A 13,397-nucleotide genomic window follows, 5' to 3' on the forward strand; every position below is an offset into this window, starting at 1 on the left:
AAAACACCTTTATACAGCCAATTGCCGATAGTTTATCGGTGATTGGTTGTTTAGTTTCGTTTGAATACGAATGTTGTTATAATAATAAATGTATTCTTTGACAGTGCGTTCTACGATGCTGGTCGTAGTGCGGTCAATCCTGTTAAGATAGAACGTTTCAGACTTTAGTGAGGAATGAAACGATTCGATGGAGGCATTATCAGCGGGCGTCCCTTTACGGGACATGCTCATGGTAATGCCTTTTATATGAACAGCTTTCTGATACTCGTAAGATGTATACACAGAACCTTGATCGCTATGTAACACGCAATTCTCAGGCAGTGCTGGGAGCTGATTAAGTGTGTTTAAGATAAAGTCTGTGTCCTGCTTATCACCAATCGTAAAAGCAATCACTTCTCCATTATATAAATCCAAGATACTGGAAAGGTACAATTGTTTCTGTCCATAAGGCAAATACGTGATGTCCGTTACTAGTTTTTCAAGAGGGCGATCAGACTGAAAGTTCCGATCCAATATATTACCGGCCACGGCATAGGGCTGCCCATTCTTCTTACGCTTTTTCATTTTAACCCGGCATTGCCACTGGTTTTTCTGCATGATACGTTGAACAGTTTTATGGTTAATACGCATTCTTCTTTTTAGTATGGCTGTGATTTTTCGATAACCATATCGATATTTGTGCTTTCGGCACAACGTGCCGACCTGTTTCTCTAGTTGTCTTTTAGAATGATTCTGAGTCAAATCCTTTTTCCATCTATAATACGAAGTACGTAAGATGCCTAAATGGACACAGATGTCCTGTACTGTCATCGTTTTGCACAATTCTTCTACCAGTTTGATTGACGTTTCCTTATCAACTTCCTTTCCAATTCGTTGTACTTTTTTAAAACTTCATTCTGTTGACTCAAATAGCGATTTTCTGCCTGCAGTCTCTCTAATTCGGAAGAGTACTCGGGACCCTTTCCATAGGTATATTGTTTTCCAACAGGCTGTTCGAACCGGTGTGTATCCCCAGCCTTATGCCACCTCACCCATGTCTGAACCTGCGTCTTATTCTTGATATTCAATTTCTGCATGATCTCTTTCATAGGTACGCCTGCCAATCTCATTTCTACAGCCTTCTGTTTGACTTCAACCGGATAACTCACTCTTGTCCCCATCGAAAAAACACCTCCATGTTTTATTTCGGATCACAACGATCCATTTTCAAACTTGAAGGTGTTTTTTATTTGTCTCATCTTATGGGGTCAGTTCCTTCCTAGGAACGGGCTGTTTTTTATTGTCTTTTCACCATTCGTTTATAGAATTTCGTAAATGGTTTGAACTCTTCGTTGACCAAACCCGTGACTTCCGCAATCACTTGCATAAACATCACCAGTAAAAAGATAATGATCAGCGATAACCAAATGGTCGCGCTTGTCAGCAAAATCGCACTTAAGCTAAAGACTAAGCCAATCATGTAAATCACGATGACAGCCATGCGATGGGACAAGCCAAAGGCCATTAGTCTATGATGAATATGAGATTTGTCCGGTGATGAAATCGGCTGTTTGTTTAATATGCGTCTAATGATTGCAAAGGTCGTATCAAATATAGGAACACCTAGAATGATCACAGGAACAACAACACTAAACAAAGTGACACTTTTGTATAACCCTAAAAGTGACAGCACCGAAATCATATAGCCTAAAAATAGCGAACCGGTATCTCCCATAAAAATCTTCGCCGGATGAAAGTTGTAAAAGAGAAAGCCGATCGTACTGCCAATGACGACAAGAGATAAAGAAAGAATCAGAATCTTATCAGCAGAAAATGCCATCACTGCAATCGTTGATAAACCGATGACAGAAATACCAGCAGCTAGTCCATCAAGGCCGTCAATTAAATTAATGGCATTTGTGATGCCCACAATCCATAGCACGGTGAGGGGATATGCCATCCAGCCTAACTCAATTCGATCTGTTAAAAAAGGAACAGAGAAGAAGTCCATTTTTAAGCCCGTGCTCACAATCAAACAAGCAACAAGGACTTGTACGAGAAATTTAAATCTTGCACTTAAATTATATTTATCATCAAATATACCTAAAATGACGATGAGTACGGCACCAACTGAAATTGCTGTAATTTTATTATGTAGAAACAGCCCGCCTGCTAATGCTCCAGCCGCTACTCCAATAAAAATTGCCAAACCACCCATTCGAGGCATTACTTTATCATGAACTTTTCGTTTATTCGGCTGGTCCACTGCACCAATCTTAATTGCAAACTTTTTGACGATTGGTGTCACAATTAAAACTGTAGCCAGAGAGACAAAAAACGCTAATAAGGCGCGTTCGTAATCCATAGGTCAGTCTCCTTCTAAATTGAAATCTGTATTTTGTATATTGGCCGCTCTTTCCATTATACAATTGAATAGAGGATGATCACAACCTCCCCCGGTGATGAAACAAGTAAAAACGCACAATCCCGAATGAATTATGCGTTTTCTTTAATATTCGTTAGTTCCACCATGTTTGTGAACAGCGCGTGCCAATCTTTTTTCTTCGCTCGGCTTTGTCTTAGATGTCTATAGCTCGTGTCGTCTTTTTTGCTGATCACTTTCAGGCAGGCTTCTACGAAGAGCGCAGGATCATCGCCCTCTAAATATTCATACACATCCTTCTCTTTTAGCCTTTCCGTTGATGGGAGATTTAAACCGACAACCGGTATTCCAGCGGCTAAAAATTCATAAAGCTTGAGAGGGAACACCGCTTGATTGTAAGGGGATTGTTTATATGGCATCATACCTACATCAATCAGCTTCATATAAGCAGGCACTTCTTCTGGAGCAACAGCACCTGTCCAAATCACATTAGGCAGTTTGAGTGCATGCTGAAAAGATGGATCTCCATTCGTTCCATCCGGACCGACAAATAAAAATGTCCAATCAGGCCGCATACGAGCAGCTTCAGCCATCATGTCAAAATCTAGCTTTGGCTTAATTCCTCCGATAAAACCAAGCACAGTCCCTTCTCTTCCTTCCAGCACATCTTCTTTACACGGAAGATTGCTTTTCGCAAACACATCGTACTCGACGCCATTTTCCACCGTAAATACATCTTTCGGTTCTCCCATAAGACGTTTTTTGATTTGATCGTGTAAATATTGAGAAGAGCATGTAATGCTGTGTGCATATTTAATGATTCGATTTTCTGCTTTGACAATGACACGCTGCCTCATATAAGAAAGGATGTTATGGTTGCCGCTTATCGGCTCTCCCCACAGGTCACTGCAATCATAGACAATATGTTTCCATTCAAATAAAGAAGATAAGAGCGGAAAACCCGGAAACGTATACCATAAACAAACGGCGATCCCCATCTTTTCCTCCTGCCGCAAATGTTCAAGAAGAGGGGATAATTTATGAATATAGAACATGTCTTGATATCGACCAAAGCGAAATAATTTGCTCTTGAGCACATCAGGAATGGTCAATTGCTTCATTCGATCTGTTATGGGCTGAAAGGGAGCTGTATGACGAGATGATGACGGGCATACCCAGATGACCTCTTTTGTTTCTGGATCAGATGCTAGAAATTCGGCCAGCCGATGCCGTCTGTACCTCAGTCCGTCCTGTCCCCATTCTCCCGTCGCTACGACAACATGTATGATCGAGTCTGCTTTCACCTTTATCACCTTTTTTCCCTTCTGTTTATAAGCGCTTCTTCACAGCATTTGTCGCATAGTGCATAAAACACCAAGACGCTTTGACAAAATGAAGCTGCTCAATTTCTCTGTAGACAAACCACGTTTTTTTCGCTGCTTTCCACTTGTTACTAGAGATGGAGTTCCCAACGATGCGATATTCACTGAGCGGTTCACTCATTCCATAGGCTGTAAATCCTCTTTTTAATATAGACAGCCAAGTAGCTAAATCCTGCCTTGTGCGAATGTTCGGCATTTCCACATGTCCTACCTTTTGAAGATCAAGCATGACCGTTAAACAGCCGATAATGGTGTTTTTCAGGGCTTCATTATAGTCTAATCTCGCTGGCGCAGTGACGGTTTTTTCTAATGATTCTCCGTTTTCTGCAATGATGTCATATGCCGTAAATGTAAAGGCATAATCATTTGTCAGCATGAAGTCTACCTGTTTTTCGAGCTTCGTCTCTTTCCACATATCATCGCTGTCTAAAAAAGCGATAAAGCGTCCTTTTGCCTGTTTGATGGCTGCGTTTCTAGCAATGGCAGCTCCCCCATTTTCCTCTAAATAAATGACGTTGATTCTGTCGTCCGCTTGACTTAAATCCCCTAATAGCTTTCTAGTTCCATCTGTAGAACAATCATCTGCAATGATCAGCTCCCAATTGGAATAGGTTTGGGCAAGGACGGAATGAACTGTATCCGTTAAATAACGTTCCGCATTATACGCAGGTGTAATGATGGATACTAACGGTTGATTGTTCACCTAGACTCATCTCCAGTTCATCATTAAGATTCTTTGAACACTTCGGGTAAGACCACAAACATGAGCGAGATACTAAAGCCAATGACAAGCCCAAGAAGTGCACGTTTTTTAGCTGACATGCCTTTATTGCCTTCATCAAGTACTTGGGCAGGATCAACAATTTTTGCCTGCTTCATTCCAAGCTTTGTTGACTCCAATTCATATAAGAATCGTTCTTTATCGACTTTGGAATCATTGCTGACCGATTCGTCTTCAAGAGCAGCTAATCTACTTTCAATCACCTGCTGCCTTTTTGTAAATAACGCTTTATCTTGCTTGAGAAATGTATCCGACACCTGCTTCACGACAGCCAAAGCACGATCCTTATCGGCATCCGTGAAAGACAGCTGTAATTGTGTATCCGATTGATTGGTAAGGATGAGACGGGTTTTCACATCCTGTCTTTCTTCTTCTTTCACATCACTGAGTGCTTCGTTTAGAAATGCATCGCTTTTTAATAGAGATGTCACTTCTGCCATATTGTTATACACCCCATCATCATATTTACCGAGAGTGAGGGTAACAGCAGCTGTGTAACTAGACTGCTGCGTAGTTCCTTTAGCAAAAAAGAAACCAAAAACGCCTAATACGACAGGCAGCAGTATGAGCCATACGATGTACTTTTTGATTCGCTTCCCTATCCTAGATATGAAACCAGACATGTTCATTCTCCCAACATTGACGTATTTGCTCTTTCACTAGTGTAGCCATACAAACAAAGCATCACACACGGTTTACCACAGCTTGAGTCGTTGTTTGTTTTTCAGCATATTCACCGCTGCGATCACCAGTCCTAAAAATACCCAGTGGAAATATAAATTCGAGACGGAGCTAGGACTGATACTTGAAACGAGAAAGCTCAGCATGGCTGCAAACAACCCCTCAATGATCATTTTTGCCGATCTTGTGTCAGCCCATTGGTATTGTTTGTACAGTGTGAACATGAGATAGGCGTATACTGAGATATAGCCCAGCATGACTGCAAATCCGAAGTTCGTCATCAATTCCAGCAGCCAATTGTGCACTTCTACGACCTGGTCTGTGTCAAAGATCGAAAAGTGAGCTAAGTAGTAAGACACATTCCCCGCTCCAACTCCGAATCCGTATGAATTCGTAAAGAAGTGCCAAGCATTTTTGATTAAATTTGCTCTCGCGATGTTAGACGGGAGTGGTTCACTAAAAGAATGCGCGACCTGAGAAGCGAGAAACAAGTCATAAAAAATCGAATAAATCTTGGCTGAAAAGACAGCGATACCGATGACGACAAGTCCGCTTGCTGCAACGATTGACCATTTTTTGAGAAAACGCGGCAGCAGCAACCACACATAGATCGCCACTCCTGCAAATATCCCAAGCAGACTAGCGCGGGATTCGGTTAACAAAATGAGATACAGCGCTGCGATTGCACCTAATAATCCAAACGCTTTGATATAACCGTTTTTCATTTGACGCATGCATGCTAGATATAAAAAGAAACTAATCGATAAAAACGTTGCAAAGTCATTCTGATTAAAAAAGACAGATGTAGGATAGTGCTGTTTATACACTGGCCCTAGATATAATGAGGTATTCGGTAAATGGTTCAATGTAAAGTGATTATAGAACCCAATCCCCATCACAAATACAGTCATGACAAGCCAAATGCTATAAAAAGTCACCACTTGATCCATTCGCTGAATATACATGACGACTAGAAAGACAAATCCCATCCCCATTGCAAGAAGGGACATATATTTCAGGCCGTATGTGACCGAATGAGCCCAAAGCAGTGAGATGAGCCCGTAAAGAAACCATACAGCGAAAAAACCAAGAAGTCCTTTGACACGAATCTGCTGCCACTGCGATATGTACGTCCCCTTATCTCTCATCCGCCATATGAATAAAGTAAAGGTGGCGATGAGCATGATACGGTAGAGAAAAAGACTAAAGAATCCTGCACTAATAGAAAAGAACGCGTTGTTGAGAAAGGTCAATGTAATCAAAAGATAGATGGCTGACATGAAGATTTGCTCACCATTCATGTACAGCTTCATCAACACGAGAGCAGCCGACAGGATCAGAAGTATAATCGGAACAGCTACCATCTTCTTTAACCCGACGGGCTGCGCGGATGCCATTTGTACAAGCCCGATCCCTGCTGCAAACAAAATACATCCAATCATGATTTGCCATGCTGTTTGTTTCACACTCATACCCATTTTCCTCCTAAGCAACCCATCCGATTTGAGGGATTAAGCCTTGACTTCCTGTTCATAGTAGGAAATGGTACGAGCCAAACCTTCCTGTAAACTCACAACAGGCTCCCATGCTAAGACTTGTTTCGTTTCCTCATTTGCCAATGTACTATGCACAATATCTCCTGCACGCTGCGGCTTATAAATTGGTTCAAGATGCGACCTCGTCACTCGCTTCATCGTTTGAAATAGCTCATTCACAGTGATCGAAACACCACATGAAATATTTAAACAAACGTTTGATTGAGCTGTTAAAGCCGCGACATTCGCTGCTGCTAGATCACCTACATAGATGAAATCTCTTGTTTGTTCCCCGTCTCCAAAAATGAAAGGAGCCTCATCCTTTGCAAACTTATCAGAGAAAATAGAGACAACCCCGCCTTCGCCAAGTGCATCTTGTCGCGGACCATAAACATTGCTATACCGAAGAATACAATAGTCCACATCATACAGTGATTTTGCCATTTCTAAGTATCGCTCTACTGTGAGTTTCGATAAACCATAAGGCGAACCAGGCTTTAGCCGGTGAGCGGTGTCTACTGGCAAATACACTGGATCTCCATAGACAGCTGCCGATGAGGCAAATACCACCTTCTCCACCCCTGCTTCAGCCGCTGCTTTCATGACGTGCAGGGACCCTTTGATATTGACCTCTTCGTCATAAACGAAATTCTGAACAGACACGGCGACACTCACCTGTGCTGCAAGGTGAATGATATAATCCGGTCTTATTTGTTTGATCAAATCGACCGTTTCTGATTTTGTGACATCTGCCTCAATGCATTGAACGGAAAGGTGGGCAATATTTCCCCGAGATCCAGTTGAAAAGTTATCAAGAACGATGGGCTCGTAACCTTTTTCTAGTAAAGCCTCTACCGTGTGTGATCCAATAAATCCGCTTCCCCCAGTAACCATTACTTTCTTCATCCAAGCTCCCCCTGTTATTGTGCCTTTGATACCAATTCTGCTTCCCATACGCCTGGGCGGCCGATAGACTGGTAAATAAATCCTCTCTCTTTCATTTCTGCTGGATCAAACAAATTCCTTCCATCAATTACAATCGGTGAACGAAGCAGCTGCTTGATTTGATCTTTATCCATCTTCTGTACGTCATCCCATTCTGTTAGGATGAGGCAAGCATCCGTATCTTTTACTGTTTCATACAGGTCATTACTGAAGACAGCCTGCGGGCCAAGCTCTCGTTCTGCTTCTACATAAGCAATCGGATCATAGGCCTTCACAAAAGCACCTAGCTCTCTCAACATTGGGATAATGTCTAATGCAGGCGCAGAACGCATATCATTCGTATTCGGTTTGAATGCGAGACCTAAAACAGAGATGGTTTTTCCTCTAATATCACCGAATACACTCATCAGTTTGCTGACAAGGTGCGCTCTTTGGTGATTGTTCGTTTCAATCACGGACTCGATCAGCTTGAACCGGTAGCCGGCTGTTTCGGCAATTTTGAGAAGAGCCATCGTGTCTTTCGGGAAACAAGAACCCCCAAATCCAATGCCCGCTTTTAAAAATTTATGCCCGATGCGGCTGTCTAATCCAACGCCTTCGCTAACTTTTTCAACATCAGCGCCCACCCGCTCGCAAATATTTGCAATGTCATTGATGAATGAGATTTTTGTGGCAAGCATGGCATTTGCAGCATACTTAATCATTTCAGCACTTTCTAAGTTGGTCTCCACAACCTCTGTTTGAAACGGATCATGCAATCTTTTGATGATGGTTGACGCATGGGTGCTTGTTGAGCCGATGACTGCCCGCTCCATATTCATCGTGTCTTTGATGGCAGAGCCTTCTCTGAGGAACTCTGGATTGGATACGACATCAAAAGGATATTTACTGCGCGATGCTTTTTCGACAATGGCTTGAACGAGCCGGCCTGTTCCAACGGGCACTGTGCTTTTATTGACGATGATTTTATAGCCATTTAGATGTTCACCAATTGTTTGAGCGACAGCTTTCACGTACGTTAAATCTGCTTCCCCCTGTGCTGTCATCGGAGTCCCTACAGCAATATAGATAATTTCTGATTCCCGGATAGCAGCAGGAATATTGGTTGTAAAAAACAGTCTTCCTTCTTCCGTATTTTTTTCAATCAATTCCTTTAAACCCGGTTCATAAATGGGAACGACACCACTTTTTAAGCTGTTGATTTTTGATTCATCGATGTCACAGCAGATGACACGATTTCCGATATCAGCAAAACAAGTACCCGATACTAACCCGACATACCCTGTTCCAATCACAGCAATTTTCTTCAACATTTTTCATCCTCTCAGTAAAAGCATATTGTCCGTTCCAAGCTGTTTATCTATCTATCATTCTTTGCACATTTCATCTTGTTTAAACGATGGATCTTGATTGATGAAGCACCTTTTCATATTGCTGTATGAGCTGCTTCGTATTATTTGCTGATGAATATTCTGTATGAACGATTTGATAAAGATCGTTTTTCACTTGCTCATTCCATCTATTTTCATAAAGGTAGGCGTGAATGGCCTCTTTTAACTGATTTGCCGAATACGGATCAACGAGGAGGTGTTGATAGCTAGAAAATAAGGTTGGGAGACCACCGACTCTTGTCGCAATGACAGGTACTTTTAAAGCGAGCGCCTCCAGAACAACGGTTGGCATTCCTTCACTATAGGATGGGAGTGCAAACAAATCGGCTGCTATTAAATAGTCTTTCACCTGATCATTTGGCACCTGCCCTGGGAGTAGAATGGATGCTCCAGCACGTTCTGTGAGCTCCTTTGCAAGGGGGCCTTTTCCAACAAAAACTGCTTTCACACCATCCAAGCCGCTGACAGCATCAGCTAATTCAAGTAAGCCCTTCTCTTTGACTAATCGTCCGACGAAGACAACGAGCTTGTCGTGAAGGGGTAAGCCTAACTTTTTCCTGATGCCTTGTTGATCTTCTTCCGTTTTAGAAAATGACTGGAGCGGAATACCGAGCGGGAGGCATTGCGTTTCCACCTTTGTCATGTCATGTGTCTTTTTAGCAAGCTCCTCGCTCACCGTCAGAACAGCAGATGCCTGTTTCACTGCCGTTTCAAAGGCTGCATGTGCCCCTTTGCTATAGCCCGGATACACGTTCACATCACTGCCATGTAAGGTCAAAAGATAAGGAATTTGCGTTTTTTTCTGAATCACAGCCGCCGCTCCGCCAGATGGCATCGCAAAGTGCGCATGGATAAAATCTGGTGACAGCTGATAACGCTGCATGGCGCTGAGAACAGTAGAAGCTATTCGTTTACTCGGCTGTGCCCATTTCAGCTGTCCAGGGAGCGCTGTATAGGGCGGCCTGTATACGGTCACTCCGTTTCTCACTTCCTGCTCGGGCAGATCTTTTTTCTGCCGATAGGACGCCTTCAGCATCCGCAAAACCGGTGGATTGACCGGGTTGGGACATATGACGGTCACTTGTATTCCTTGTTTGAGCAGCTCCTGCACTTGCGTTTCATGGAATACGCCTTCACTTGGATGTGTTTCACTAGGATATACACTTGTCAGCCATAGCACCTTCATGACGAACGACCTCTTCTCAATAATTTGCCTGCAACTTGCGGATACATTTTGATGAGCAGCAAGCCATACAATGCTGCGCTGACACAAATCGTCAATCCTAATTGAAGTAAAATGTCGGCTGACGTCAGCTTCATCCCTTGATGGAGGGCTACCGCACAGGCGGCCATCAATAGCGTCATAGCAGCAGGCTTGCCAAGTGATTTCAAATAAACCTTCATATCTAGCTGAATGACATACGCCATGAGCCATCTGCCGACAATGAAGTTGAGCAGGCTGACACCTGAGTAAACCCAAGCTACTGTGAGCAGACTGCCTGTGCTGACACCTACATATAAGGCGCATCCATACACAAGAAGCATCCCCGTATCCCAATAAAAGGCTAAGTCCGCTCTCCCCTTTGCAAGGAGTATTGACCCGTTTGGATTCATCAGCACACGCAGAAGTCCGACAATGCACAATATATTAAGAACCGGAACAGCTACGAGCCATTTCTCGCCAAACACTACTTCTATAAAGCTATCTGATACGGCAGCAAGACCGATTAATAACGGAAAGCTAATCAATGCGAGCATATTCGTCATACTGAGGAAGCCCTCTCGCAGCATGGAGTGATCACGCTGACTTTTTGCGAAAACCGGGAAAGCCACTCTCGTCACGATTGGGTTAATCTTAAGCACGGGGATCGTCACGATTTGATACGCCAAGCTATAAATACCTAACGCTTCTGCTCCAAGAAACCGGCCGATTAAAATCATGTCTATGTTCGATCCTGCTCGATTGACTAGTCTGGATGCGAGCTGGAATACACCAAATGAGAAAAATTCTTTCACTTCTCCTAATGCAAAAACAGGTGCTGGGCGCCACTTCTTCCAATAAGCTGCGGCATACATAAGCCCTTTTCCAGATTGCAGAAGCACTTGAGACATGACATAGGCTACAATCGGATTGATGAAGAAGGCCAAAGCGAGTAAAACAAACAGCGATATCATAGTTGCAATGGCTTCAATGGCACTTAATGTTTTAAAGGCTAAGTCCTTTTGCATCATGTATTGGTATTGCTGGCCAATAGGAGCAATCAAAAACATGATTGATAATAGTTTCAGCAACCCCTCCAGCTCTGGCCGGTTATAAAAGGCGGCAATCATTGGGCTAACTAGAATGAGTAAACAGAATAAGACAACTCCAGTGAGTAAGTTGATCCAATATAATGTGGATAATTGACGTTCTGTTGTTTGTTCCTTTTGGATGATCGCTGCCCCGATCCCTAGATCAAGTAAAATCTGCGTAAATATTGTGACAGTTGTGATCATGCCAACGAGTCCAAACTCCTTCAGTGACATCACATTCCCTAAAAAGGCGAACTGTGCAATTTGGATGATCGTAATGATGAATGCGGACAAGCTTGTCCATTTTGCCCCGCCTAGCATGCGTTTTTTCATACTTGCCATTTCTCTTCCCTACTTTACTTATCTGGCTCCGTCACCCGTCATGATGACTTTTAACGTTTTTACCATAATCTTCGTGTCGAGAGAAAATGTCAAGTTTTGAATATACTGTAAGTCGTGTGTTAATTTTTCACTTGGACTCATTTCATATCCTCCATTTACTTGTGCAAGACCTGTCAGCCCCGGCTTGACCGTTAATCTTTTCGTAAAACCTGGAATCGTCCGATTAAATTCTGCGGTAAACATCGGTCTTTCTGGACGCGGACCTACGATACTCATTTCTCCTTTTAACACGTTGATGAATTGAGGGAGTTCATCGATTCTTGTTTTACGAATGAAGGCTCCCACTTTGGTGATACGTGGGTCGTTTTTTTGTGCCCATTTCGCTCCTCCGCTTTCAGCATCGGTTCTCATCGATCTGAGCTTCCATAATTTAAAGTAAACACCGTCTTTCCCGACCCTCTCCTGCATATAAAAGGCTGGTCCCGGTGTTTCCAGCTTAATCAAAAGAGCAAACAGCAAAATGATTGGCGTACTCAACATCAATCCGATGAACGAGAACATTAAATCTATGAAACGTTTTGCAAATAAATAACGAACCATATGTTCTGTTAAAGCAAAAGAGTGGTTTCGTCTCACTTCATATTCTCTATAAAGATTCATCGCTTTCTCTGCACTCACTGACCTGCACCTCACCATTCAAAGTAGTTGTTGTGTAAAGAGATGTTCTATGAAAGTCAGTTTAGCAGAGCAACATTAAGCAAATGTAAATGCGCTGTTAAGTCTTGTAAAACTGTGTTAAGAATGTGCACTTATATCAAGTTATGCCCTTTTCAACGTAAAAAAGACCCGCAATTCTGCGGGTCTCCGGGTCTTTTCTTTATTTTGCTTTAACAGATTCGATCGTTTTTAATCGAAGGGTTCCGTTTGCATCTTTTGTATAAGTGACTTTCACTTTTGATTCTTCTTTTAAGCTGTTCACTTGTTTAGAAAACGTATTTCCGAATTGAATAGCGACTTCTTTGCCATCAATGTTCACAGCAATGGTATGTCCATCAGCCAAGCCGACATATGTGCCTTCCTTGGTGACTTCATTTTTCTTATTTGTTGTTGATTCTTTCTTTGTTTTAGATTCAGCTTTTGATTGTTCCTTAGTAGGTTCTTCTTTTGTGATTTCTTTACTTGAGCTGTCTTTTGCGTCTTCATCAGATTGACCAGATTGCTCTTCTTTTGGAGCAACTGTTTCTTTGCTTTGATCATCTGCTTTTTCATTTGATGACTGATCTTCTGTTTTTTCCTTTTTCTCTGAAGCATTTTCTTTCTTTTGATCAGCTGCTTCGGTTGTTTCCTTTTTGCTGTCATCCTTATTGTTGTCGCTTGATTGATTTGTTGTGCCGCATGCTGTGAGTAGTACACCTAGAAGCAATACTAGAAACGGCATTGTGATTAATTTTTTCAAAATTGTCACCTCTTCATGATTTGTCGATTGGCTGTCGCTTAGATTCACGCGTAAACCATTCACCTTTTATGTTTCAATTATAACAAAGATAACTAGAAATGAAATGTATTTTTAACTTGACACACTATTGATGACCCGATCACTTCATAGACTTTTGAAAAAAGGCTGCCGAGAGACGTTCTCGAGCAGCCTAAGAGGAGTATCTGAGGCACCCCTCATGTTTGTATTTT

At 42.4% G+C, this 13,397-nt stretch carries 12 protein-coding genes; all 12 read right to left on the minus strand.

Going from position 1 to position 13,397, the window contains the following annotated elements; all coding sequences use genetic code 11:
• Positions 1-9: 9 nt before the first annotated feature.
• A protein-coding gene (locus MHI11_RS18080; protein WP_106030396.1) for an IS3 family transposase occupies positions 10-1,160 on the minus strand; the annotation gives its coding sequence in 2 pieces (ribosomal slippage) (positions 10-887 and positions 887-1,160; 1,152 coding nt in all).
• 116 nt (positions 1,161-1,276) lie between these two features.
• A complete protein-coding gene (locus MHI11_RS18085) occupies positions 1,277-2,344 on the minus strand; it encodes a glycosyltransferase family 4 protein (RefSeq protein WP_003212692.1) in 1,068 nt (355 codons plus the stop codon).
• Between the two features lie 131 nt (positions 2,345-2,475).
• On the minus strand, positions 2,476-3,666 hold the full coding sequence (tuaH, locus tag MHI11_RS18090) for a teichuronic acid biosynthesis protein TuaH (protein ID WP_044140361.1): 1,191 nt from the start codon (positions 3,664-3,666) through the stop codon (positions 2,476-2,478).
• A 25-nt stretch (positions 3,667-3,691) separates the two neighbouring features.
• Entirely contained in the window at positions 3,692-4,447 is a 756-nt protein-coding gene (tuaG, locus tag MHI11_RS18095; protein WP_044140043.1) for a teichuronic acid biosynthesis protein TuaG, read from the minus strand.
• 23 nt (positions 4,448-4,470) lie between these two features.
• Positions 4,471-5,148: a teichuronic acid biosynthesis protein TuaF gene (gene tuaF / locus MHI11_RS18100; protein WP_126741301.1), complete on the minus strand. Its 678-nt coding sequence runs from the start codon at positions 5,146-5,148 to the stop codon at positions 4,471-4,473.
• 72 nt (positions 5,149-5,220) lie between these two features.
• Complete coding sequence (tuaE, locus tag MHI11_RS18105) at positions 5,221-6,678, minus strand: teichuronic acid biosynthesis protein TuaE (RefSeq protein ID WP_065097928.1); 1,458 nt, start codon at positions 6,676-6,678, stop codon at positions 5,221-5,223.
• 39 nt (positions 6,679-6,717) lie between these two features.
• Positions 6,718-7,647: an NAD-dependent epimerase/dehydratase family protein gene (locus MHI11_RS18110; RefSeq protein WP_340961915.1), complete on the minus strand. Its 930-nt coding sequence runs from the start codon at positions 7,645-7,647 to the stop codon at positions 6,718-6,720.
• A gap of 14 nt (positions 7,648-7,661) precedes the next feature.
• A complete protein-coding gene (gene tuaD, locus MHI11_RS18115) occupies positions 7,662-8,999 on the minus strand; it encodes a UDP-glucose 6-dehydrogenase TuaD (protein WP_044140047.1) in 1,338 nt (445 codons plus the stop codon).
• A 79-nt stretch (positions 9,000-9,078) separates the two neighbouring features.
• Entirely contained in the window at positions 9,079-10,263 is a 1,185-nt protein-coding gene (gene tuaC, locus MHI11_RS18120) for a teichuronic acid biosynthesis protein TuaC (protein ID WP_340961919.1), read from the minus strand.
• Positions 10,260-11,711 (minus strand): teichuronic acid biosynthesis protein TuaB, encoded by a 1,452-nt coding sequence (gene tuaB / locus MHI11_RS18125; protein WP_340961921.1) that lies wholly within the window; start codon positions 11,709-11,711, stop codon positions 10,260-10,262. The genes tuaC and tuaB overlap by 4 nt, the downstream gene beginning before the upstream one ends.
• 18 nt (positions 11,712-11,729) lie before the next feature.
• Complete coding sequence (locus tag MHI11_RS18130; RefSeq protein WP_044140051.1) at positions 11,730-12,389, minus strand: sugar transferase; 660 nt, start codon at positions 12,387-12,389, stop codon at positions 11,730-11,732.
• A gap of 199 nt (positions 12,390-12,588) precedes the next feature.
• A complete protein-coding gene (locus tag MHI11_RS18135; protein ID WP_238153564.1) occupies positions 12,589-13,176 on the minus strand; it encodes a hypothetical protein in 588 nt (195 codons plus the stop codon).
• Positions 13,177-13,397 lie beyond the last annotated feature (221 nt).

Origin of the sequence: Bacillus sp. FSL K6-3312 (assembly GCF_038007485.1) — a bacterium.
Classification (GTDB): Bacteria; Bacillota; Bacilli; order Bacillales; family Bacillaceae; genus Bacillus; species Bacillus pumilus.